Annotated in this window: 27 protein-coding genes and 1 pseudogene; 16 read left to right on the top strand and 12 right to left on the bottom strand. The window is 61.9% G+C overall.

Going from position 1 to position 23644, the window contains the following annotated elements; all coding sequences use genetic code 11:
• The 5 genes and pseudogenes from V8P86_RS18340 to V8P86_RS18360 form a co-directional block, all read left to right on the top strand.
• Positions 1-93: pseudogene (locus tag V8P86_RS18340) on the top strand (D-beta-hydroxybutyrate dehydrogenase); the annotation flags it as partial.
• Between the two features lie 28 nt (positions 94-121).
• On the top strand, positions 122-1090 hold the full coding sequence (locus V8P86_RS18345) for a patatin-like phospholipase family protein (protein ID WP_336328740.1): 969 nt from the start codon (positions 122-124) through the stop codon (positions 1088-1090).
• A gap of 25 nt (positions 1091-1115) precedes the next feature.
• Complete coding sequence (locus tag V8P86_RS18350; protein ID WP_336328741.1) at positions 1116-1799, top strand: haloacid dehalogenase type II; 684 nt, start codon at positions 1116-1118, stop codon at positions 1797-1799.
• A gap of 55 nt (positions 1800-1854) precedes the next feature.
• Positions 1855-2322 carry a cupin domain-containing protein gene (locus V8P86_RS18355; protein WP_336328742.1) on the top strand — a complete coding sequence of 156 codons (468 nt, stop codon included), beginning with the start codon at positions 1855-1857 and terminating at the stop codon, positions 2320-2322.
• A gap of 80 nt (positions 2323-2402) precedes the next feature.
• The gene (locus V8P86_RS18360) at positions 2403-2987 is read left to right on the top strand and encodes an NAD(P)/FAD-dependent oxidoreductase (RefSeq protein WP_336328743.1); all 585 of its coding nucleotides are present in this window, start codon (positions 2403-2405) and stop codon (positions 2985-2987) included.
• 3 nt (positions 2988-2990) lie between these two features.
• Here V8P86_RS18360 and V8P86_RS18365 read toward each other — a convergent pair whose 3' ends face one another.
• Positions 2991-4007: an alcohol dehydrogenase catalytic domain-containing protein gene (locus tag V8P86_RS18365; RefSeq protein WP_336328744.1), complete on the bottom strand. Its 1017-nt coding sequence runs from the start codon at positions 4005-4007 to the stop codon at positions 2991-2993.
• 108 nt (positions 4008-4115) lie between these two features.
• On the opposite strand from V8P86_RS18365, the gene V8P86_RS18370 reads away from it, so the two are divergent.
• The 8 genes from V8P86_RS18370 to V8P86_RS18405 all read left to right on the top strand — a co-directional run bounded on the left by V8P86_RS18370 (position 4116) and on the right by V8P86_RS18405 (position 10598).
• Positions 4116-5051: a DUF3179 domain-containing protein gene (locus V8P86_RS18370; protein ID WP_336328745.1), complete on the top strand. Its 936-nt coding sequence runs from the start codon at positions 4116-4118 to the stop codon at positions 5049-5051.
• A complete protein-coding gene (locus tag V8P86_RS18375; protein ID WP_336328746.1) occupies positions 5048-5773 on the top strand; it encodes an NAD(P)H-hydrate epimerase in 726 nt (241 codons plus the stop codon). Before V8P86_RS18370 ends, V8P86_RS18375 begins: the two co-directional genes overlap by 4 nt.
• 108 nt (positions 5774-5881) lie before the next feature.
• On the top strand, positions 5882-6313 hold the full coding sequence (locus tag V8P86_RS18380; protein ID WP_336328747.1) for a hypothetical protein: 432 nt from the start codon (positions 5882-5884) through the stop codon (positions 6311-6313).
• Positions 6314-6430: 117 nt separating this feature from the next.
• Positions 6431-6808, top strand: a complete 378-nt coding sequence (locus V8P86_RS18385) for a winged helix-turn-helix transcriptional regulator (protein ID WP_336328748.1) — start codon at positions 6431-6433, stop codon at positions 6806-6808.
• Positions 6805-8172: a dihydrolipoyl dehydrogenase gene (locus V8P86_RS18390; protein WP_336328777.1), complete on the top strand. Its 1368-nt coding sequence runs from the start codon at positions 6805-6807 to the stop codon at positions 8170-8172. The genes V8P86_RS18385 and V8P86_RS18390 overlap by 4 nt, the downstream gene beginning before the upstream one ends.
• Positions 8173-8232: 60 nt before the next feature.
• Positions 8233-9672 carry a dihydrolipoyl dehydrogenase gene (locus V8P86_RS18395; RefSeq protein ID WP_336328749.1) on the top strand — a complete coding sequence of 480 codons (1440 nt, stop codon included), beginning with the start codon at positions 8233-8235 and terminating at the stop codon, positions 9670-9672.
• A gap of 82 nt (positions 9673-9754) precedes the next feature.
• The gene (locus tag V8P86_RS18400; protein ID WP_336328750.1) at positions 9755-10060 is read left to right on the top strand and encodes a putative quinol monooxygenase; all 306 of its coding nucleotides are present in this window, start codon (positions 9755-9757) and stop codon (positions 10058-10060) included.
• A gap of 181 nt (positions 10061-10241) precedes the next feature.
• The gene (locus V8P86_RS18405; RefSeq protein ID WP_336328751.1) at positions 10242-10598 is read left to right on the top strand and encodes a hypothetical protein; all 357 of its coding nucleotides are present in this window, start codon (positions 10242-10244) and stop codon (positions 10596-10598) included.
• A gap of 13 nt (positions 10599-10611) precedes the next feature.
• Here the strand turns inward: V8P86_RS18405 and V8P86_RS18410 are convergent, their stop codons facing one another.
• The 9 genes from V8P86_RS18410 to V8P86_RS18450 all read right to left on the bottom strand — a co-directional run bounded on the left by V8P86_RS18410 (position 10612) and on the right by V8P86_RS18450 (position 20255).
• Positions 10612-11757 (bottom strand): acyl-CoA dehydrogenase family protein, encoded by a 1146-nt coding sequence (locus V8P86_RS18410; RefSeq protein ID WP_336328752.1) that lies wholly within the window; start codon positions 11755-11757, stop codon positions 10612-10614.
• 49 nt (positions 11758-11806) lie between these two features.
• Positions 11807-12751, bottom strand: coding sequence for a sulfite exporter TauE/SafE family protein (locus V8P86_RS18415; RefSeq protein ID WP_336328753.1), 945 nt, complete (start codon positions 12749-12751; stop codon positions 11807-11809).
• 111 nt (positions 12752-12862) lie between these two features.
• Positions 12863-13279 carry a hypothetical protein gene (locus tag V8P86_RS18420; protein ID WP_336328754.1) on the bottom strand — a complete coding sequence of 139 codons (417 nt, stop codon included), beginning with the start codon at positions 13277-13279 and terminating at the stop codon, positions 12863-12865.
• A gap of 59 nt (positions 13280-13338) precedes the next feature.
• Positions 13339-13920, bottom strand: a complete 582-nt coding sequence (locus V8P86_RS18425) for a 5' nucleotidase, NT5C type (protein ID WP_336328755.1) — start codon at positions 13918-13920, stop codon at positions 13339-13341.
• Between the two features lie 159 nt (positions 13921-14079).
• Positions 14080-14316, bottom strand: a complete 237-nt coding sequence (locus tag V8P86_RS18430; protein ID WP_336328756.1) for a DUF8028 family protein — start codon at positions 14314-14316, stop codon at positions 14080-14082.
• A 204-nt stretch (positions 14317-14520) separates the two neighbouring features.
• Entirely contained in the window at positions 14521-16902 is a 2382-nt protein-coding gene (locus tag V8P86_RS18435; RefSeq protein WP_336328778.1) for a DEAD/DEAH box helicase, read from the bottom strand.
• An 88-nt stretch (positions 16903-16990) separates the two neighbouring features.
• Complete coding sequence (locus tag V8P86_RS18440; RefSeq protein WP_336328757.1) at positions 16991-18226, bottom strand: ABC transporter permease; 1236 nt, start codon at positions 18224-18226, stop codon at positions 16991-16993.
• Positions 18223-19182 carry an ABC transporter ATP-binding protein gene (locus V8P86_RS18445; protein ID WP_336328758.1) on the bottom strand — a complete coding sequence of 320 codons (960 nt, stop codon included), beginning with the start codon at positions 19180-19182 and terminating at the stop codon, positions 18223-18225. Before V8P86_RS18445 ends, V8P86_RS18440 begins: the two co-directional genes overlap by 4 nt.
• A gap of 107 nt (positions 19183-19289) precedes the next feature.
• The gene (locus V8P86_RS18450; RefSeq protein WP_336328759.1) at positions 19290-20255 is read right to left on the bottom strand and encodes a transcriptional regulator; all 966 of its coding nucleotides are present in this window, start codon (positions 20253-20255) and stop codon (positions 19290-19292) included.
• Between the two features lie 112 nt (positions 20256-20367).
• Here V8P86_RS18450 and V8P86_RS18455 point away from each other — a divergent pair, with 112 nt between their 5' ends.
• From V8P86_RS18455 to V8P86_RS18460, 3 genes are all read left to right on the top strand, one after another.
• Positions 20368-21633, top strand: coding sequence for a TiaS agmantine-binding domain-containing protein (locus V8P86_RS18455; RefSeq protein ID WP_336328760.1), 1266 nt, complete (start codon positions 20368-20370; stop codon positions 21631-21633).
• Between the two features lie 453 nt (positions 21634-22086).
• Entirely contained in the window at positions 22087-22338 is a 252-nt protein-coding gene (locus tag V8P86_RS19030; protein WP_442909432.1) for a UPF0058 family protein, read from the top strand.
• Positions 22339-22384: 46 nt separating this feature from the next.
• Positions 22385-22519 (top strand): hypothetical protein, encoded by a 135-nt coding sequence (locus tag V8P86_RS18460; RefSeq protein ID WP_336328761.1) that lies wholly within the window; start codon positions 22385-22387, stop codon positions 22517-22519.
• Between the two features lie 8 nt (positions 22520-22527).
• On the opposite strand, the gene V8P86_RS18465 is transcribed toward V8P86_RS18460, so the two are convergent.
• Positions 22528-22854 (bottom strand): HalOD1 output domain-containing protein, encoded by a 327-nt coding sequence (locus V8P86_RS18465; protein WP_336328762.1) that lies wholly within the window; start codon positions 22852-22854, stop codon positions 22528-22530.
• A gap of 76 nt (positions 22855-22930) precedes the next feature.
• Positions 22931-23581, bottom strand: coding sequence for a helix-turn-helix domain-containing protein (locus tag V8P86_RS18470; protein WP_442909433.1), 651 nt, complete (start codon positions 23579-23581; stop codon positions 22931-22933).
• Positions 23582-23644: the final 63 nt, after the last annotated feature.

Below are 23644 nucleotides of genomic sequence, written 5' to 3' on the forward strand. Positions count from 1 at the left end.
AACCTCTTCACCATCGGTTTCTCTCGACACGGGAAACACCTCAACGGGGCAGACATGCTCTGGGACGGCGGCTACACGAACACCTACCAATGACTGATGGGCCACCGACGGAGGCGGGGAGATGAGTGAGTCGACGAACGTCGCAATCGCTTGCCAGGGCGGCGGGAGCCACACTGCCTTCACCGCGGGCGTGCTCGAACACCTCTTCGAGAACTGGGACGACGAGTACGAGTTAGTCGGGATCAGCGGCACCTCCGGCGGGGCATTCAACGCGCTCGCCGCGTGGTACGGGCTGGTAACCGACAGCGCGGATGCCGCCGCCGATATCGTGACCAATATCTGGGACGATATCGCTGCCGACGGGTACACCGAAGAGGCAGCGAACAACTGGCTGAAACTGCTCAACCGCTACCAGAGCGCGGGCATGCCGTTCCCACAGTTCAGCCCGTATCAGACGCCGGGCTCCGAACTCGGCAAGGAACGCATCAGAGAGGTCCTCGAAACACACATCGATTTCGATGCCATTCCCGAACACTGCCGACCCGAGCGGCCGGATCTCGTCGTCGGGACCGTCGACATCAACGCTGGCGTCTTCGAGACATTCACGAACGACGATGTCACCGTCGAGGCCGTGCTGGCGTCGGCGGCGGTGCCGAACCTCTTCGAGGCAGTCGAACTGCACGGCCACTACCACTGGGACGGACTCTTCTCGCAGAACCCCCCGATCAGCGATCTGATGCATCAGCCACCGGAGCGCAAGCCAGACGAGCTCTGGGTCATCCAGATCAACTTACAGGAACTCGAAGGCGAACCGACGAGTCTCGCCGAAATCGGCGATCGACGAAACGAACTCTCCGGGAACATCTCGCTGAATCAGGAACTGCGTTTCATCGAACGGGTCAACGACTGGGTCGAGGCGGGTAAACTCCCGTCTGACGAGTTCAGACACACGGAGATCCACCGCATCGAGATGGGGCGACGATATCACTGCTCGACGAAACTGGACCGCGATCCGGAGTTTCTCGCTGAGTTGATCGATCTCGGTCGAGAGCAGGCGGCGGCGTTTCTTGCCGGCCGGGACGAGGCTTAACAGGGCTCCCCGTGTACCAGCGGCTATGGGATTCGATGCCGACCGCGTCAGCACCGTGACCTTCGACTCGTACAGTACGCTCGTCGATGTCGACGCCGCCGAGAAGGCCCTTGCTGAGCGGGTCTCCGACCCGGAGCCAGTCTCACGGCTCTGGCGCACTCGCTCGCTGGCGTATACGTTTATCGCCAACCAGATCGACGCCTACCAGCCGTTCTACGAGATGAACCGCGACGCGCTGCAGTACGCGCTGGACGCCTACGGGGTCGACATCTCGACGGCGGAACGCGACGAAATCCTCGCCGTCTACCACGAACTCGACGTGTTCGACGACGTGCGCGAGGGAGTCGCCCGACTCGTCGACGGCGGCTACGACTGCTACGTGATCTCCAACGGCAATCCGGAGATGCTGGCCTCAATGGTCGAACACGCCGAGATCGACGATCTGCTCACGGATACGATCAGTGCCGACGAGGTACAGACGTTCAAACCGGCCGCGGAGATCTACCGCCACGGCGCGGCCCGGACCGGGACACCGATCGACGAAATCGCTCACGTCACCGCCGGCTACTTCGACGTACTGGGCGCTCAACACGCCGGGATGCAAGGCGTCTGGCTCAACAGGAAATCAGCACCGTGGGAGACCTTCGGGGGCGACCCGGCGCTTACCGTCGACTCGATTCACGATGTCGCTGAGGAACTGGACGTGTAGCGGGGGCCGTCGCTGCGGCCGGTAGATTCATCGCCTCCTCCCTCGAAACCGAGATATGGAGAAGGTACGGATCGAGGAGATCGACCGACGAATCGACGTCTCGACGCTCCAGCGCCCGCTGACCGACGCCCTCGGCGCAAGCGATATCGCGTTGAACTACTACGAACTCGCACCGGGCGATAGCCCTGCCTACGGCTACCACAAACACGAGGAGCAGGAAGAGGTGTTTCTCGTCCAGCGAGGAGAGTTGACGTTCGAGACAGAGGAGGGGGAGGTTGTCGTCGAGGAAGGAGAGGCAATTCGATTCGGTCCTGGCGAGTACCAGCAGGGGGTCAACACGGGCACGGAGCGTACCGCGTTCCTCGCAATCGGCGCGCCACGAGACGGCGGGGATGTCGAAATCCTGCGTGAGTGTGAGGGCTGCGGCGAGCGAACGCCACACACTGTCGAATGGGCAGACCCGGGAGAGAGCAAACAAACACGCTGTCTGGACTGTGATGCGGTGACTGGCCGGTTCGAGTGACTGCGGCTCTCGACGGAGTGGTGCAGGGTTTCACAGATGTTACTCATGTTTTTATCACGTTCTCGCTCCAAATATTCAGTATGAGCTCTGTTATCATCGTCGGCGGCGGTCCCGCCGGCCTCAGCGCTGCACTGTTCACTGCAAAGAACGGCCTCGAAACCACTGTCTTCGACACTGACGGGACGTGGATGCACAAGGCCCACCTGTTCAACTACCCGGGGATCGGTTCCATCGACGGGTCAGTCTATCTGGAGACGCTCCGCGATCAGGTCGCGGATTTCGGTGTCGACCGCCAGCAGGGCACCGAAGTTACCGGTGTCGAATCGACCGACGACGGATTCACCGTCACGACCGAAGAGGGCGAACACGCCGCCGATTATCTCGTCCTCGCGACGGGCGCGGACCGGGATCTGGCCGAAAATCTCGGCTGTGAGTTCACCGACGAGGACACCGTCGATGTCGACGTGTCGATGGAGACCTCGATCGAGGACGCCTACGCGACGGGAGCGATGGGCCGCGCCGAGGAGTGGCAAGCAGTCATCTCCGCCGGCGACGGCGCCGCCGCCGCACTCAATATTCTCACGAAGGAGAAAGGAGAGCACTTCCACGACTTCAACGTGCCCGCCGACGCCGAGGAACTGTTCGGATCGATGGGCGAAGAATAGCGCTCAGTCCGTCGTCACGACGAGTTTGCCGACGCTCTCGCGTTCTTTCATCGCTCTGAAAGCATCCGCAGTCTCTTCGAGGGGGTAGGTCTCGTCGATTTCGGGGTCCAGATCGCCTGCCGCGACGAGATCGACGAGTCGGCGGAGATCCTCCTGGGTGCCCATCGTGGACCCGATGATCCGCTTGTGTCCGAGGAAGAGGCCAGCGACGCCAATCTCCGAGCGACCGCCCGCCGTTCGCCCGCAGACGACCATTCGACCGCCGCGGCCCATCAGTGAGAGACCGAGGTCGGTGTACTCGCCGCCGAGGTGGTTCATCACCGCGTCCGGTTCGCCGATCTCCTCGACTGCGGGTCGAATCTCCTCGGGATCGGTGCCCTCGATAGCGTAGTCGAGGCCGAGCGATTCCACTGTGTCGAGTTTTGTCCGCGACGACGAGGTTCCGACCGTCTCGACGCCGAGCACGTCGCCGAGTTGGACGCAGGCGACGCCGACGCCGCCGGTCGCGCCCGGCACGAAGACGAGATCTGTCGGCTCGACCTCCGCCCGCCGGAGCATGTGATAGGCAGTCATGTACGCAGTCGGGATGGCGGCGGCGGTCGTGAAATCGACCGCCTCTGGCAACTGGATCAGCCGATCAGCTTCGACTGCCGTCTCCTCCGCGAGTCCGCCGTGAAACAGCGAGAACGACTCACAGAGATTCTCCGGTCCCTCCCGGCAGAACTGGCAGGTCCCGCAGGTCTCGTTTGGACACAGTACGACCCTGTCGCCGGGTTCGACACTCTGTACGCCCTCACCGACTGCTCGGACCTCGCCGGCGACGTCGAGACCGGTGACGAAGGGGAGGTTGCCGCCGTCGACCATCGCCGAGTCGCCGTCGAGAATCCAGAGGTCGTGTCGATTAATCGCACACGCCTGAACGTCGACGACCGCCTCACCGGCCCCCGGTTCGGGTGTCGGCTGGTCGATAAGCGAGACGCCGTCCGGACCGATCAACTCGGTGAATGCTGCAGCACGCATACCCTCCTATTCCGGCGTTACCCGGTTAACAGTATTGTCGCCGCAGTGGTCGCTTTCGGTTCCCGCTGGTGCAGTCAGCTATAGGAGGATCCCGACCGTACGACCGACATGACCGACCACACGGTCGTCGAGTTGCTCCCGAAAGACGACATTCTGAGCATCGACGACCCGACGTTCTCTGATTCCTCCGAAGGCAATACAGACGAGGAAGTGATCGTCGTGGAGACCGCCGCGGGCGCGCGGGCGTACCCGACGCGAATCCTCCAGAATCACGAGGTCGTCAACGAGACGATCGATGGGGATCCGGTCGCGGTGACGTGGTGTCCCCTCTGTGCCAGCGCCGTCGTCTACGACCGGACCGTCGACGGCCAAACACTCAGCTTCGGCGTCTCGGGGAAACTCGCCGACAACGATCTGGTGCTGTACGACCGCGAGACGGAATCGGAGTGGAAGCAGTCCAGCGGGCGCTGTCTCTCCGGAGAGTACGCCGGCACGACGCTGACGGTGCTGCCGGCGGCGACGATGACGCTGTCCGCCTTCGAGGAGCGCTATCCAGACGGCGAGATTCTCCAGCCGCCGGAGTGGGGGACCAGCGACTACTCGACCGACCGCTTCGCCGAGTACATGCACGAAGACGGCGTCGGGCCCGGGGGCGACCCGCGTCTGCGCACCGAGATCACAGACTGGCCCTTCGAGTTTCACAACAAGGCACTGACGCTCGGACTGACGATCAACGGCCAGTCCCGCGGCTACGTCAGGCCCGTGATCGAGGAAGCGGGCGGCATCGTCACCGACACGCTCGGCGGCACCGACATTGCGGTCTTCGCGAGTCCGGCCGGACTCTTCGCCTACGAGCGCGAGGGAATCGAATTCACGCCGGCGGAGGAGGGCGGACAGGTTCAAGGGAACGGGACGACGTGGGATGTCGCGACCGGCCGGAGCGCGAACGGGCGTGCACTCGACCGACTGCCGAGCCGTCGGCTCTTTGCGTTCACGTGGCGCGACGACAATGGGACCGACGCCTTCTACGGGTTGTCACCATGACCGAGAAACTGTTTCGGACGGCAGACGGACGACCGGTCCCAGCAGTCACCGCCGAGGAGATGCGGGCGGTCGACCGCGTCGCCGTCGAGGAAGTCGGCCTCGAACTACTCCAGATGATGGAGAACGCCGGGCGGAATCTGGCGACGGCCGCCCGGGAGCGGACCGACGGCGACGAGCCAGTGGTCGTCCTCGCTGGCTCGGGCGGCAACGGCGGCGGTGGCCTCGCCTGCGCCCGTCACCTGGCGAATCACGGTCGATCAGTCTCTGTCGTCCTCGACCGGCCTGCTGACCAGCTATCGGGGGCGGCAGCCTCCCAACACAGAATTCTCGACGCGATGGACCTGCCGATCAGCGTCGGCCCCGAGGGGCTGTCTGCCGACGGCGTCGTTGTCGATGCCCTCGTTGGCTACAGTCTCAGCGATCCGCTCCGTGGTACGGCTGCCGATCTCGTCGATTCGCTCGGAGACCGACGGATCCTCTCACTGGACGTGCCGACGGGCAGAGACGCGACGACCGGCGAGGAGGCCGGCCTCGCTATCGATCCGGACACGGTGGTCACGCTCGCGCTCCCGAAGACTGGTCTGGCCGGACTGGACTGTTCGCTGTTGCTCGCCGATATCGCTATCCCGAAGATCGTCTACGAGCGACTCGATATCGCTACCGATGGCATCTTCGACGGTGCGTATCTGCTCGAACTGACCGAGCACCGGACCGATTCGTAGTTCCAACCTCCGGTTATACCCGATGTGTATCGGTATCCTTACTGTCCGGTAACCACCTTACTGCGCTCTTAGCACCACTTTATCTGTTATCTTCGTGAACTGTCTCACATGGTTGAAATAACGGTACTCGGCGGTCTTGTCGGCGGCATCGTTGCGACGATTGTCATGACTGTGTTCATGATGGCACTCGGCGACGATTCGCCGCCGCCGACGGCGCTGTTCTGGTCGAAATACGTCGGCGACGGCGCTCCCAGCGAGTCCATGATGACTGGCATGGTCCTGCACATATTCTACGGAATCGCTGCGGGCGTGGCGCTGGCTGTCATTCTGCCGCTGGCCGGGTTCGGTAATATCGAACTGGTGGTCGCAATTGCGTTCGGAGTCGGGTACGGATTCGTGCTGTTCGTCTTCGCCGCGGCTTTCTGGATGAACGTCGTGCTCGCGCTCGACCCCGAACCGAAACAGGTGGGCTCGTTTCTCACCTTCCATCTGATCTACGGCGTCGTGCTCGGTGCGGTGCTGGGTGCCGGATTCTTCTGAACCGGGGCGTGTGGCAGTTGCCAGCGCGAACCGCCTAGTATAAATATCTGTCGCGGATCGCAATCCAGCCCCCCTACCCGACGTAGCTTAACATAAATGTCAGTCGTATCACTGACTATGAGTTCAGGACAACAACAGACTGTCGACTGGGCGGACGGCGAGCGAACAGCAGGGACGCCTCTGTTCACCGACGCCGAGTCGGTGCTGCACGACATGCAAGATATCGTCGGCCGGAAGTGGAATCCCGTTTTGCTGTATCACCTGCTGACCGATGGACCGCTCGGCTTTTCGGCACTGAAAAGCTGCGTCGACGGCATCTCCTCGAAGATGCTCTCGGAGAGCCTCTCGGACCTCGAAGAACAAGGCCTGGTCACCCGCGAACTGCTGAGCGATCAGCCAGTCCGCGTCGAGTACGCGCTGACTGAGCGAGGGGAATCGCTCGAACCGATCCTGATCGGGATGATTCAGTGGGGCAGCGAGAGGGCCGAGAGATGACCGACTACGACGTACTCGTCATCGGCGGCGGCACCGGCAACAACGTCGCGGCCGCGGCCGCCGACGCCGGCCTCGACACTGCCTTGGTCGAGAAAGGTCCTCTCGGCGGCACCTGTCTCAACCGCGGCTGTAATCCCTCGAAGATGCTGATCCAGGCGGCGACGGCCGCTAACCACGTCCGCGACGCCGAGGAATTCTTCCTCGATGCGACTCTCGACGGCGTCGACTTCGAGGCCATCGTCGACGACATGGACGAGACGCTGTCGGGCCTCGCCGACGGAATGGAGGAGCGCTACCGGGAGAAAGAGAACCTCACGATGTACAACGACGAGGCGGTATTCGTCGACGAGCGAACGGTCGAAGTCGGCGGCGAGCGCGTCAGCGGCGAGAAAGTCGTCGTCGCGGCCGGGAGTCGCCCGCTCGTCCCGCCTATCGACGGGCTGGATTCGGTCGACTATCTCACGAGTGCCGACGCCCTGTACCTGCGCGAACAACCCGACAGCCTCGTCATCATGGGCGGCGGCTACATCGCCGTCGAGATGGGCTACTTCTTCGAGTCGCTGAGCACCGACGTGAAAATCATCGAGATGATGGACTCGCTGGTCCCCCGCGAAGACGAAGCGCTCTCGGAGACGTACACAGAAATCGCGAGCGAGCGCCACGAGGTCTACACTGGCCACCGCGCGACCGCCGTCGAATCTGACGGCGACGAGGTCGTCGTCCACACCGAGACGGAAGACGGCGAGGAAGCGACCGTCTCGGGCGATGAGTTGCTCGTCGCGCTGGGTCGCCGCCCGAATACCGACACGCTCGATGTCGAGGCTGCCGGTATCGACACTGACGACCGCGGCTTCGTCGAAACCGACGACCAACTGCGGGCCTCAGCCGAGAACGTCTGGGCGCAGGGCGACATCGCCGGCAACATGATGTTCAAACACTCCGGCGATTACGAGACGCAGGTCACCATCGATAACGTCGTTCACGGTGAGGGCCGCGAGGCCGAGTTCACCGCGACGCCACACGCGATATTCACCGAACCGCAGATGTCCGGCGTCGGCAAGACCGAACAGGAACTCCGGGAAGAAGAGGCCGAGTACGTCGTCGGCCGGCAGTCGATTCCGGACACGCCCATGGGCCGGGCGAAAAAACTCGATTACGGCTTCGTGAAGGTACTTGCCGCCCCGGACGGCGAGATTCTGGGCTGTCACATACTCGGTTACGAGGCCTCGACGATGATCCACGAAGTCGTCGTGGCGATGCGCTCTGCAGGCGGCCACGTCGAGGATGTGACTGGGATTATCCACGCCCACCCGACGCTGAACAAGGCCGTCCAGTACGCCTTCGAGGACGTATCGCTGTCGTAGTGGTTCCGCCTTACTTCACTGATACCGGACTTTCTTGAGACTTCCCGCCGGAGATTTCGTATGGAAGAGTACGATTTTCTCGTCATCGGCTCCGGATCGGGACTCGACGTGGCCAACGCCGCCGTGAATCAGGGCCAGTCGGTCGCCGTCGTCGAGAACGGTCCTCTCGGCGGCACCTGTCTCAACCGCGGATGCATCCCCTCGAAGCATCTGCTGTATCACGCCGACGTGCTCGAAACGATCGAACGCGCCGACGAGTACCACATCGACGCCGAAGTGACCGATGTCGATTTCTCGACCATCGTTCAGAAGGTCAACGAAGAGGTATCGGCGGACTCGGATTCGATTCAGCGCGGGCTCTCTTCCTCGCCCGACCACGACCTCTACAACGGGGAAGCCCGGTTCGTCGACGAGCGAACGGTCGAGATTTCCGGCGGCGAGGATGACGGCGCACAGATGCGGGCCGACACAATTTTGATCGCCGCGGGTACGCGGCCGACGATTCCCAACATCGACGGCATCGAGGAGACCGACTACATCACGAGCACCGAAGCGCTGCAACTGGAGACCCCGCCGGAGCATCTCGTCATCGTCGGCGGTGGCTACATCGCCGCGGAACTGGGCCATTTCTTCGGCTCTTTCGGCAGCGACGTGACGATCATCGGCCGTCGACCGAACCTGCTACCCGACGCCGACGAGGAGGTTGCGGAGGCCTTCACCGATCGCTACGCCGACCGCTACACCGTCCACACCGGCCACGCTGCTACGGCCGTCTCACAGGACGGCGAGTCGATCACCGTCGAGGCAAAGCCCTACGAGTACGGCGAGGACGGTGGGATTGTCGACTCCGAGGGCGTGAGCGTCACCGGCGACGAACTGCTCGTCGCCGCCGGCCGTCGGCCCAACTCCGACACGCTGAATCTCGATGCCACGGGCGTCGAGACGGACGAGCACGGGTTCATCGAAACCGACGAGTATCTGCGAACCACGGCGGAAGGAATCTGGGCGCTCGGCGATATCGTCGGCGAGTACCTGCTGAAACACAACGCCAACCACGAGGCCCAGACCGTCGTTCGCAACATGTTCCGCGACGATCTGACGGCCGTCGACTACAGCGCGATGCCGTGGGCTGTCTTCGCCTCGCCGGAGGTTGCTGGCGTTGGCGCGACCGAGGCCGACCTGGAGGCGGAGGGCCGCGAGTACGCCACCCGGACCTACCAGTACGACCAGACCGCCCGCGGGGACGCGATGCACGCCGATGGCTTCCTGAAGGCGATCATCGACCTCGACGGGGAGATTCTGGGCTGTCACATCATCGGCCCCGACGCCTCGACGCTCATTCAGGAAGTCGTCGTGGCGATGACGGCCGGATCGGGAACGGTACAGGATATCCGCGAGTCGGTCCACATCCACCCAGCGCTCTCGGAGGTCGTTCAACGGGGCTTTTCGGGGCAGTTCAGCCGCGGCGGTGGCGGTCACTCTCACTCGCAGTCACACTGATCACCGGCGGGTGCCCGTCTGGTCGTCCGCTCTACACAACGACCGTAGCTATATGATGGTGGCACCACTCGAACAGAGCGTAATGATCGTAGTCCACGCGACATTTCCGGTCGATCCGGACGAACGAGACCGTGTGATCGAACACATCGAAGAACTCGAAGAAAAGACCCGTCAGGAGGACGGCGTCATCGAGTACGTCGCCTCCACCGACATCGACGACCCGAACCTCATCCGCTTCACCGAGCGCTACGAGAACGAGCAGGCTCTCGGCGCGCACACCCAGACCGAGCACTTCGGCGAATTCGAGAAGATGCTGCCCGAGGTGCTCGCCGGCGAACCCGAAGTGATGCGGTACGACGTCGAGAACGCCGAGGAACTCGAACTGTAATCGGCGGCTTTGTTCGGCAGTTTTTCCGCCCTGTCGACCAGTCCTGCTGACATCCTCGTTACGAGCCGACGCGATCAAATACGTGTCACTCAGCCACTCCTGATAAGGGTTCCTCGCAAACGCACGTCAGGCGCAGGTCCACCTAAATACATTATAACTGCCGGTCGTACTACGGAGTGCAATGGCTAAGGCAGCAGTCGTTATTTTGGCAGGCACAGAAGGGCACGCAAATCTCGGTCGACTCGTCAACGGACTCGAAACCGCACGCGAGTTCGCCGAGACCGACGGCGACGAGGTCGAACTCATCTTCGACGGTGCGGGGACGCAGTGGATCCCGGAACTCGAAGACGAGGACAGCGATTATCACGACCTCTATGCGGCGGTGCAGGACCAGGCATCTGCCTGTGACTACTGTGCCGGTGCATTCGGGGTGGAGGACGCCGTTGCCGACGCCGGCGTCGTCACACTCGACGACCACGACGGCCACCCGAGTATCCGCTCGCTCGTCGACGACGACTACGAGATCATCACGTTCTAACGGAAAAACGCTCTCAGAGCAACTCGCCGGCGATGATGTTCTTTTGAATCTCGCTGGTGCCGTCGTAGATTTTGGTGATGCGGGCGTCCCGGTAGAACCGCTCGACCGAATGGTCGGAGACGTAGCCAGCCCCGCCGTGGACCTGGATCGCCTCGTCGGTCACGTCGACAGCGTGCTCGCTGGCGAACAGTTTCGCCATGCTGGCGAACTGCGTCGCACGCGAGGGATCGCCCGATTCCAGCGCCGCGGCCGCCCGGTAGGTCAGCGACCGCGCCGCCTCGACTGACGTGGCCATCTCGGCGAGTTTGTGCCGGATCGCCTGATACTCCCCGATTTTCTGACCGCCCTGTTCGCGTTCGTTGGCGTACTCGACGGCCGCGTCGAGCGCTGCCTGCGCGACGCCGGTCGACTGGGCGGCCACGTCCGCCCGCGCCGGGCCGAAAAACTCCATTAGCTGGTAGAAGCCCTGATCGACTTCGCCGACGACGTTCTCGGCCGGAACTCGCAGATCGTCGATGACGATCTCCGCGGTGTCCTGTGCGTGGATGCCGAGTTTGTTCGTGATCCGGGTCGCGTCGTAGCCCGCCACGTCGGTCGGCGTGAGGAAGGCAGTGATCCCCTCGTGGCCATCTTCTGGCGTCGTCTTCGCCATGATGATCGTCACGTCGGCGACGGTGCCGTTGGTGATCCACATCTTGTCGCCGTTAATGACGTATTCGTCACCCTCTTTCTCTGCGCGAGTCTCCATGCCGGCGACGTTCGAGCCGTGGGCTGCTTCGCTGATTCCAGTCGCAATCGGCGTCTCGCCGGCAGTGATCTTTGGGAGCCACTGCTCGCACATCCACTCGTCGCCGTACTTCAGCAGCATCTCGGTGCCGAATCGTGCAGCGGCGATCGACCCCCCGATCCCCGGATCGGCCCGCCAGAGTTGTTCGGTGATGAGCAACTCCGAGAGGTGGTCCATCCCCGCACCGCCGTACTCCTCGGGGACGTTCGGCGCGACCAGATCGAGGTCGCCGGCCGCTGACAGCAATTCGGCTGGATAGCGCTGTTCTTCCTCGTACTCGGCGGCGACCGGCCGAATTTCCTCCTCCCCGAACTCCCGAACCGTCTCGCGGATCATCCGCTGTTCGTCGGTCAAACTGAACTGTGTGCCCATGCTCTCTGCAAGGGTACGAGCCAGAAAAAGGGTGCTGCCCGCCGGCCCGTCAGGCCAGCAGTTCGACACCGAGTACGAGCACTCCGACCAGGCCGAACACGACGCCGAGACCGATCTCCATCAGATCCTCGGGCACGTACTTGCCGGTCCGCGTTCCGATCGTACCGCCGACGATGACGCCCGGGATCGACCAGACGACGACGTACCAGACCGGGGTGGCGGTCAGGGCGTGAATCGCCGCGCCGATGGTGGCTGTGATTGCGAGTACGAACACACTCGTCGCGACGGCGACCCGCGGCGGCAATCGACACCGGGTCACCAACTGCGTCGTGACAACCTCGGGCAGACCGGCACTGATCAGGCCAGTAACGAACCCACCGATGCCCGACAGCGCGACGCCCGGCGGCCGCCAGCAGGCCCGGTACCGGTAGAGTTCGCCGTCGGCCGCTTCGATGATCGTCTGCTCGTTCTCCTCGGCCTGTTTACGCATGTACTCGCTTTCGTCCGCTCCCGGCGTGCACTCCTCCGGCGATTTATTGAGCACGAGAAAGGCACCGAGGACGAGTAGTCCGACGCCGAAAATATACTTCAGAATCGTCGGATCGACGTAGTGAGCGGCAGTCGCCCCGACGATAATCGCCGGAACCGAACCCAACAGCAGCCACTTGGCGGTCGCATAATCGACCACGCCCTGTTGGACGTACGACCGCAGTCCGTTGCCCATCCCGAACACCTCGGTCAACAGCCCCGCACCGATCGCCTGTGCCGGCGTCAGTCCGACGACGAGCATGAAAAATGGGCTGAAAAACAGCGCCCCAGACACTCCTGTGGCGAGCGCGATTCCAGAGAAGACGATGGCCGCCGGAAACACCCACCAGTGAGCCAGCGCCTGTGCCGTCGAGAACGGCACCGTGATCGTTGTCTCGGGAACCGCCGCGAGAAGCACCACTACGCCGACTGTAATCGGAACCGCTGCCAGCGCTCGCTCACGCATCGACGTATCCCCCTGTCTCGGTGTCGTCCGCTCTCATTACCACTCGCTACCCCTCCGACTCCCATAAGCTGAGATGAGGTGGCCGTAACCCACCGTCGCCGACTCTTGTCTTCAGTTCGCATTCGTCTCGGGGCGCTCCCCTGAACCGTTCTCCCGTCCTGAGAGGAAGACGACAGCGAGATACAGCGCCCCGAGCAGCCGCGCCGCGGGCCGGACCCACGGCTTCAGTTCGAGGTCACTGGAGTTCTCGTAGGCGAAGGTCTGGCTGAATCGGATCAGCGGCGTCGGATACAGCACCGCCAACAGGCCGGCCGCGCCGAGCAGTCTGCTCGTCAGCGGCGACTGATCGCGCCCGCGAACGAGAATCCAGACGAACAGCGCGCCTTCCAGTCTGGCCAGCAGCGCGGCCCGCGGGCGGAGTTGCGCGTCCGCGGGGTTTTCGAGTCCGATCCGCTCGCAGGCGTCGATAATCGGCTGCGGGACGACGATTTCGATCAAGCCGAACACGATGAACAGTGTGCGAATCATACACATGAGTGTTCACAGACCAGAAATAAACCTCTCCCGTTCGGGGGTTCTGTGGGCGCTTAGCGCTGGGGAGCAGCGTCGATGCCGAAGGCGTCGAGTACGTCCGCCCACGTCGAGACGCGAACCATCCGCTCGTGACCGACTGATTCGGTGTACGGGCGGTCGAACAACAGGCCGTACATGCCCGCGTCGACGGCATCGGCCACGTGGCCATGAAAATCGTCGATCAGCACGTCACCCGGCACCTCGGCTTTGTTTGCTGGCACGTCCTCGACGTAGCCGTCGTAGTGCATTCCCCGCTCGTCGAGCCACTGCTGTGTGAGGTGGTGTGTCTCCGGCGGCCGGTGGGTCACGATCTGTATCTCGTAGCCGGCGGCGGCGAGCGAATCGAGGGCCCGTCCCGCCCCAGGTACCGGATCCAGATCCGCGAGAAACCACTCCGGATACTCCTCGAACAGTTGTGTGATTACCTCCTCGATCCCGACACCGGCCTGCTCGAACTGGTAGCTCCAGTCGGTGATCTCTTCGCGGGTGATCTCGATACCGTATTCGACTTCCAGAAATTCACAGAGCCGTGGGAGATTGAAACACAGCGTTCCATCGACATCCACGAGAATTTGCCGACTCTCTGCTTCAAGCATAGCTGAGCTAGGTGACGACCGAGTAAATCATCATCCCTTCGGCACCGATTCACAGTTCTTCGCGAGCGAACTGGGCGAGAGAATCCGAGCGGTCGCAGACGAAAGGCGGGAAGCGCCAGCGGGGGGACCAGAGAGAACCCCACATCGACGGCAGGGGGGTTATCGGTTGTACTCTCTGCCGAGGACGAGCGCGGCCACGTTCGTGCTGACGAGGCCCGTCAGCAACGCCGGGGATTGCTGGGCGATTCCGAGGGCGAGCAGGCCGAGCAACACGAATGGGAGGACGACCGCGGCCCAGAAGCCAACCAGTCGGAGGGGATATTCGACTGCCGTTCTGAGCGTACTTGCACTGTACTCGGTATCTGCCGTCGAGTCGGAGGGGAATGCACTTGACATGGGTTCTCTCTGTACCCAATTATACAAGCTATCCCATCATATAAACGGGAGACGCCTAGCTTGAATTCGCCTCATTTTCGCTCTCTCCACCGTGAATCATTCAGTTTACAACTCTCTAACTCATTTTAATACTGGCTAAGGGATGTTTAGAACTTTTAAAATATGTTTTGCGGCCGTCTCGGCACCTTCGCTCTCCCCGGCAGTTCAGCGCTCGACACGGACCGTTCGGTGGTGGCTAATCGGGTGGATCGGGAGTTCAGGAAAGACGACGCTGATCTCGAAGTCGAGTTCGTCGGCGTCGCCGCCGAAGACACCGACCGGGAGTGTCGCTTCGCCGAGGTAGGTGCTTTTCTCCGTCATCTCGACGCCGTTGACCGTCACCGCCACTGTCGCTCGGGCGCTGCCGGCCGTCGAGCGGACAGTCACCTCCTGCAGGTCCCGGTCACCGGCCGGTATCGACTCGGGGAACTCACCCCAGTCGATGGCGACGGCGGGCAACTCGGCGGCGCTCTCGACGATCTGTCCGGCGACACCCTCCGAGAGGCCGGCGGCGGAGAGGTTCGACGGGTTCGCTGTCGCCACGTCTGCCGGCGAGTCGTACCCCGCCGCGGCGAGGGTGTTCGCTCGCGTCGATCCGACGCCGTCGATGGCCGTTAGCCCGACGGCATCGTCGCTGACGCCGGTTTCGACCCGGGCCTCGACACGGCAGACGAGATTCGCCTGCGTCGCGGTTCCAAACCGATCGACGATAGCCCGCAGCGAGGCGAGTAGTCGCAGCGCGTTCTGTCTGATCACCCACGCGTCACTGCGCAGCGCAGCCGGCGTGGTGCTGTTCATCGCCGATTTCAGGATGGCAAGCACCTTCCGACTCCCGGGTTCGAGGTGATCGCCGCGCTTGCCGAGGACGGCTTCGATTGCGTCTTCCTCGTCCGAGCGGGCGCTGACGCTGTCGAACTCCCCGGCCGTCGCGACGGCGGTCAGGACTTCCAGTTCGGAGAGGTCGGTCCGGTCGGCGAGATTGGCGAAGTGCCGGGCCGTCGAGAGTTCGAGGTAGAACTTCGAGGTGAGTCGGCCCAGCGGCGTCGGTTCGACCGACAGACCGTCCATGTCGACGAAATCTCGATCTACGAGCCACTCCAGTGTCTCACTAACGCGGCTGCGCAACTCGTCTCCGGACACGTACTCAGAGCCCCGTTTCGCCCGGACGTAGTAGAAGGTCGTCTCCAGCCAGTCCATCGCGTCGTCGATGTCCTCCACCGTTCCGAGCGCAATCTCGGCGTTGAGGTGGACTGCGAGGTCGCTGGCTGGCGGTTCGCCCTCGACCTGCTCGTCCGAGCCAGTCCGGTCCGCTAACCGCGATTCGATCCGCTTGCCCTCCGAGAGCAACTCCCGATACCGACTCACCGAGTCGCCGTCACAGACGACCCACGCGTAGCCCTTGTCGTCGTAGCCCGGCCGCCCGGCACGGCCGAGCATCTGGAGCACGTCGAGCGGGCTCATCTCTACTTCTCCCTTCAGTGGATCGTGATGTTTGGTATCGCGGATCACGACACAGCGGGCGGGGAGATTGACCCCCCAGGCCAGCGTCGAAGTCGAGAAGAGCAGTTGAATTTTGCCCTCGCGGAACCACTGCTCGACGAGGTTCTTGTCCTCGCGTGCGAGGCCGGCGTGATGGAAGCCGACGCCGTCCAGTACGGATTTGCGGAGGGTTTCGTCGCTCAACTGCTCGGCATCAGTGTGAAAGTCGTAGTCACCGCGAGCACCCATCGGAATATCTCGCTCGACAATCTCGTCACGGGACTTCTTGGCTGCCTGCACGGTGTCCTGTCGCGAGGAGACGAAGACGAGCGCCTGGCCGTCCTCGCGGATGTGTGGTTCTGCCCGATCCAGCGCCCGGTAGAGCCGTCGGTACTTGTCGGCGAAGGGGTTCTCGCCGTGGGTGTAGGTCGTCACGTCCGCATCGAGCGGGACGGGGCGGTACTCCTCGCCGAAGGAGAAGGTGGTCTCCTCGGTCGCATCGAGCCACGCCGCCACGTCCTCGACGTTTGGCATCGTCGCCGACAGCGCGACGACGCGAGGATCACAGAGCCGTCGCAGTCGAGAGATAGTCACTTCCAACACGGACCCGCGCTGTTCGGAATCCAGCAGATGCACCTCGTCGATGATACAGCAGTCGATATCAGTTACGAACGAATACCGCCGCGAGTCGTGTTTTCGAGTCGCCGAGTCGGCCTTCTCGGGAGTCATCACGAGCACGTCGGCGCGTTCGGCCTTTCGGGGATTCAGATCGCGTTCGCCCGTGACGACGTAGACGGAGTAGCCCAACTCCTCGAACCGTTCCCACTCGCGTTCTTTTTCGTTGGTGAGTGCGCGCAGCGGGGCGAGAAACAGTGCCGTGCCGCCGGCATCGAGCGTGCGACAGATCGCCACCTCAGCGACGGCTGTCTTGCCGCTGGCAGTCGGGGCGCTGACGACGACGTTCTCCTCGGTGTCCAGAAGCGCCGGCAGGGTTTCGGACTGCATCCGGTTGAACCGCTCGAAGGGGAACGCGTCGGCGAAGGCCGGCAGAACGTCCGAGACGGTAATTTCCGTCTCGGCGTCGGCACTGCGAGTCACATCGGGAGACGGGAGTCAGCGCGTATAGGCGTTTCTGTCCGGCGGTGTGATCAGACAGTCAATCGAACTCCTGCCAGTCGGTGACGCCCACGGCCCCCGCGAGAAAGACGACGGCCAGCGTCCCGAGCAGTCCGACGATGAACGGGAGGCTGTCCGCCGAGCCGAGAATCATCAGTTCCCGGAGACTCCGGTGAAAATGCGTCACTGGGCTGAACTCCGCGACTCGCTGGAGAGTGGGGGGCATCAGATCCAGTTCCCAGAAGATTCCGGAGACGAACATCAGCGGCAGCGCAATCGCCCCGCCGAGACTGATCGCAGAGCCGGGATCCTCGATGATCCCGCCGACGATCATCCCCAGTGAAGTGAACGCAATCGCTCCGAGAACGATCACCACCAGTGCGAGCGGTCCGGGCACTGCCGTCACGCCGAACCCAGCCCACGCGACGAGCACCATCACACCGGTAATCGCCACCGCCAGAATGGACTGCTGGATCACGTTCGCGAGGATCCACTCCTCTTTGCGCAGCGGTGAGACGGCCAACCGCTTGAGCGTCCCGTCGCGTTTGAACTGTGCGACTGCCGACGGCACCGTCATCACGCCGTTGATGAGGATCATCGCGACGATAAACGCTGGGAGGAAGTAATCGGTCGAACTGAACTCCTCTTCGCCGCGCTCGGCCGAATCCACGGCGACGGTCGGCTCCTCGACACCGATCGAGCGGTCGTTGAACCGCGCCACGACGCTTTCGAGGATACTCCGGACTGCCCCGGCCCCCTCGTCGTCGGGGGCCGTCAGCAGGGAGACGGTAGCCGTCGTTCCGTTTCCTCCTGCGAGGGAGTCGGTCGCGTTACGCACCGTCTGTTGCTGCTGGTCGGTGACGTTTTCGCCGAATCTCGAGAGTGTATCCCGAATCACGGCCGTCCGAACTCTGGCACTCGCCGTTCGCACGCGCTCGCCGAACCCCGACGGAATGACGACCACTCTGTTGTGGCCGGTCTCGGCCTCGATGCTCTCTGCGTCCGTGAGATTCGCCTCGCCGTCGATTCGCTCGACATCGAGCGCTGGCGTCTCTTCGAGGGCCGTGACAAACGCCGCCGACAGTTCCGTCGGTTCGCCCTCCGCAGTCACGTCGTTGTTTTGGACGGCGATATCGAACTCCGTGGGGCCGCCCGCGAAGACGAGACTGAAGATGACGAGCAGCAAAATTGGAAACAGCACCGCGAAAAAGACCGCCTCTCGGTTTCGGAGCCAGTCTTTGAGCAGTGTCCGGGTCAACACGAGCAGCCGTCTCACTGCAGATCACCCTCCGGCGTGAGCGATTCTCCGGCCAGTTCGAGAAAGACGTCCTCCATCGTCGGACTCACCAGATCGATCGCGTGTGCTGTTCCGGTTTCGTGAAGCGCCCCGTAGGTTTCCTGGGCCCGCTGTCGGTCCTCGAACACACCGATCAACTCGCCGGCTTCGCCGTGGTAGACGGCCTGTGCTGTGTCTTCGAGCGTCGATTCGAGCGTGCTACGCTCGGCGTCGGTCGTCCGTTCGGTGAGGTGGACGACGAGTTTCGTCTCACCTGCGTACTCCTCGACGAGCCCCGAGACCGTATCGACGGCTTCGAGTTCGCCGCTGATGAGCAGTGCGACGCGGTCGGCCAGATACTCGACTTCGTCCATGTAGTGTGTCGTCAGCACGACCGTCGTTCCCATCTCCGGGAGGCGGTCGATCTGCTCCCAGGTTCCCCGGCGGGCAGCGGGGTCGAGGCCGGTCGTCGGCTCGTCGAGAAAGAGAATCTCCGGATCGCTCACCAGCGCCATCGCGATGCCGGTTCGACGCTGATAGCCGCCGGACAGCGAGTGGAACGGCTCGTCGGCGTATGCTTCCAGATCTAATTCCGCGAGCACTTCGTCGACGGCCAGCCCGTCAGTATGCAGATCACGGATGAGGGCGACGTTTTCACGCACCGTCAGTCGCTCGAAGGTGTGAAATGACTGCGGGACGACGCCGATCCGGTCTTTGATCTCCGAAAGGTTCCCATCCAGCGCCAGTCCGAGAACGGTTGCATCGCCGCTCGTCGGTGTTCTGAGCCCCTGCAACATCTCGATTGCCGTCGTCTTACCGGCACCGTTCGGGCCGAGGAGACCGAAAATCTCTCCCGAGTTGATTTCGAGCGAGAGATCCTCGACAGCAACTGTCGACCCGTACTCCTTTCGGAGAGATTGCGTCTCGATTACAGGGCTGGATCCGTTGGAGGCCATCCGATTGTCTCGACAGACTTGTCGAAGTATCAAAACGTTGGCGGCGCTCACGCTCGGAGGCCTCACTCGGTGACAACTGCCGTCGAAACCGAGAGCTCAGCTCACCGTCAGGCGGGCTCTTCTTCGATCCGATCAGCGATGAGGTTGCGCAACTCTGACTGGTCCTCGATTTCCTCCATCTCGTCCTGTTCGATGATCGCCGTGCCGTCGACGGCCTCTGTCCGAGCCCGGTCGACGACGTAGACCGAATGTGTCCGGGTCACGTGTCCGACCGAGGACATGATCTTCGCCCGCTTTTTTGCGGTCTTGGTAAACTCGGAGTGGCCGGTGAGCATCTGTTCTTGCTCGCCTTCGTCCTCGCTGACGGTCTTGAAGGGTGCTCGGTCGGTCGGGTGGACCTCGTAGCCGACTCGCGTCAGAACGGTGACGATCGGCTCGTCTTCCTTGTCGACATCCGGGCCGTCCGGTGGATCATCGGGTTCGCGAACGGATTCACCGCCGTCTTCGAGCACCGTGACCGGCGAAGTCAGCGGTGCGTCGAACAGATCTTCGAGTTCGGCCGCCACTTCGACGCTCGCGTCCATGCCGTCCTCGTATTTCGAGACTGTCCGTCGGGAGACGCCGAGTTCCTTCGCGAGTCGCCCGAGCGACCAGTCGCGATTCTGTCGGACATCCTGTAACACTTCGCTGTCGATGTTGACGTAGAGGCCGCCGGGTGCGGCGTAGATCAGCGGCGGCACTTCTTCGACGAACAGATCCATCGCCGTATCCGGCGAGAGCACCGGAACACCGTTGCGGAAGTAGACCACACCGGGGTCGAGTTCCTCGTCGCGGGTTCGCAGACCGATGACGATCGGCGTCGCGTTGAGATAGGTACCCAGACGGCGCATCTCCGCGCCGGTCCGGGCGTCGAAGGCGTCGATATTGCCGAGAATCTTCACCAGCAACACGTCTTCGCCCCGGCGTGCCGCAATGTCGAAACTTTTCGGCCGGATCGCACAGCGGTCGCTGACGAGAAAGCCAGCGTCTTCGAGCATCGCTGTGACGTTTCCGACCAGTGCTGACCGGGACATAGTACTACCCGAAGGTAATTATCCACTCCTTATATGAGTTGTGGCGAATAGGAGGGCTGGCTCCGGCGATTTCTCCGAAACCCGTTTGACTCCGCCACGACTACCGCCGTCTGTGACGATCATCGGCATCGACGACACCGACTCCCGGACGCTGGGGATGTGTACGACCTATCTCGGCGCTCGGCTCGGCGAGCAGGTCGAGGCCGCCGGCGGGTCGGTCGAACGCACCCTTCTCGTCCGCCTCAACCCCGCCGTCGAGCACAAGACTCGGGGCAACGCCGCCGTCGCCGTCCACTGTGATCTCGACGCCGACGACGCCCTCGGTATCGCCGATGATCTCCTCGACCACGCGGCGACCGACGACGACGCGACCAATCCCGGCGCAGTCGTCGCCGACTGCGAACCGGGAGCGGTGCCCGATCCAGTCGAACAGTTCGCCGTGGATGCCGTCCGCACACATCACGATATCGAGGCTGCCGAGGAACTGATCGACGAGGCGGGCTATCGCTCCGCAGCGCGGGGACTCGGCCGCGGACGCATCGGCGCGCTCGCGGCCGTCGGCGCGTGGGCCGCCTTCGAGGAGTGGACCTACGAGTGCATCTCCTACCGCGAACAGGACAGGTGGGGAACCGACCGCGATGTCGACTACGACTCGATTTTCGCCGCGGCCGAGGCCGCGTATCCGACAGTCTGGGACACCGTCGACCGCGCGGAGCACACTGCTGTCTGCGTCCCCCGGACACCCTGCCCCATCTTGCACGGTATCCGCGGCGACGACCCCGACGCAGTTAGGGAAGTCGCAGCACAGATCAACGGCGAAGCGGTCCAGTCTCGCCAGTTGTTCGTCACCAATCAGGGCACCGATGCCCACCTCCAATCTGGCAACATCGGCGAGGCAAAAGACGGCCACGCCTACCGCCTCTCCGGGACGGTCGCCGACGCGCCCGAGACACGAGAGGGCGGCCACGTTTTCCTGCCGCTGGCTGACGGAGAAGACCGTCTTCAGGCGGCGGCCTTCGAGCCAACGAAACGGTTCCGTGATCGGGTCCGGGCGCTCCGGCCTGGCGACCGGATCACCGCCTGCGGCGAGGTGGCCGACGGGACGCTCAAACTGGAGAAGTTCGCGCTGCGCGACCGGGTCGAAACTGAACTGGTTACGCCGGACTGTCCCGACTGTGGCCGGTCGATGAAATCAGCGGGCGCCGACGCGGGCTATCGCTGTCGGGACTGCTCGACGACTGCTCCTGGCAAGGTCGACCAGCCACTTGACCGCGACATCGAGGAGGGCTGGTACGAGGTTCCCCCTGTTGCACGCCGGCACATCGCCAAACCGTTGATCCGCGGCGGATTCGACGCGTCGATCCATTCCGAGCGCTGACCCGTCTCGGCTCTTATCGGAGATACAAACGGTCCTCGCTTGATTTTGTCAGGGCGTACCGTGCAGTTACTGGAGGGAACCATCTCTAAAACCACCATCCGGATGTGGATAAGGGTCTTGTTCACTATTTCAATCGGTCATCTCTGTAAAACACGACTTCACGACTTTCAGGGGCAGCACAGAGTACGTTATTTGTTACCTATTATTGCTCACCTCTCTTCGTGCCACGTACAGAATCCCTTGCTTGCAACCCATCTCTACCAAAAAAGGGGACGACCGGATTTCGACTGATGTGTGAACACTTCACAACCCACGCTTTCTATTAATCTACACAGTTTGTCACTCAGTATATCCTCAATATACTGTGTTTGATCGTTGCAAAATAGAGATGCCTGAGAATACTACCTCAAACTGGTAAATTAGCTTTTAGGTGTTGGTTCATTGCCTTGAACTATGGAAGGACAGGAGTTGATCCACCTCCACGCGTTGTTGTTTGAGGTGGGAGAGTGTCTTGAAGCAGATGAATCGCTACCCGATGATGTCTTTGCACACTACAAGACACAACCGACTCGCCCGCAAGACATCCATCGAGACAAAGACGCGCACGCAACCGCAGTCAAACACCTATCACGTCACTGTAGCCAGTTGGTTGCTGAATCTCACCAGCGGACGCATACCAGCACTACCGAGACCCCCACCTCATAGTATTATGCCAATAAATGAACGCAGGGATGACAGAAGCCATCTGGATGTGGTACATCTCGGAGATTACGATGGGGAAGACATCTACGTGTTCTATCCCGAAGATGCGACTGCCGAGGATCTCAAAACGATGTGGATTCGGTCTCCGGAGAGTGGGACCACTTCGTTAACAGATCAGCAGTGAATGGGAAATCATTTCGCGGTTTCCGCCACGAACACTTCCTCACTGGTGGCCGTGACTTCTACTCCTTCATAACTGAACGTTACACGGTCACATCCGTTAGCTGACTCCGTTGCCAACTTGTCAAGAGCGTCTGTATCGAGAATCGACTGAAGCGGTGGCATTGCCAACGGGTCTCTCTCAAGAGCGCTCGCAACAATCGCAACGATTGCCAAGCTCGGCGAATCACGCTTGCTGTCGTACGTTGCCTGAAACCATTCTCTATCCGCATCAAATGTCACAGCACTCATTGAGTCCACGAAATCCACCGTTGCGCTCTTCTCTTGTGAAAGATCCATCACTACAACAAAATCCTGCTACAGGGTTGTGGGTGTGTATTGCTCCTGCAACGCTCTTTATATACTCTTTATATTCTCACTTATCGGGGATGATGAGAGTACTCGCAACGAGGCGTCGGATACCGCGCTGTAACCGAGACGACACGGCTTGCCGAGTAATTCCGAGTTCGTCTGCGAGATCGTCTTGGTTCGCGCCTCGCGGTGAGTCGAAGTATCCACGAGAATACGCAACCACCAATACCTTCTTCTGAGCGTCAGTCAGGTCGTACTCTTTATCAGAGTTAAGCGGTGAAATAGTGTGCAACTCTGTCAGCTCAGTCGGGATGTCGTGTTCTCGGCAGTACGTCTGGAAGTCAGAGAGTCCCTCCTGTTCACTCGCACGGAGTTCGAAGGTCCATTGCTCGGTGTTCCCCATTCCAGATAAAAGGGAGACATCGGTATTGACGATAGCTGTGAGAATGCTCTCGTGATCGAGGTTCCAGTCCACACGAACGAGCATCTGTTTCTCGACTTGATCGATTATTTGGACCTGATCGATCCCGACATCCGCACTCAAGTCGGTGGTGAGTTTCTCTGTATCATCGGCAGAAATCCAAAAATAGGGGATAATAGCGTCATTCGTTGGAACAACTCGGTCTAATTCGATAGTCACGTCACTCAATTCCTTGAAAACGGCACTCAGCGGAAAATCTGCTTGATCGGTGGTGAACGATGCCTTGATAGCCACACTCATCTGTTAATTATCCAAACGTATGCATTAGTCGCTGCCGTGCAGCCAGAGGAACCTCTT

It is taken from the genome of Halovenus anhuiensis (assembly GCF_037080055.1).
In the GTDB taxonomy this organism is placed as follows: Archaea; Halobacteriota; Halobacteria; order Halobacteriales; family Haloarculaceae; genus Halovenus.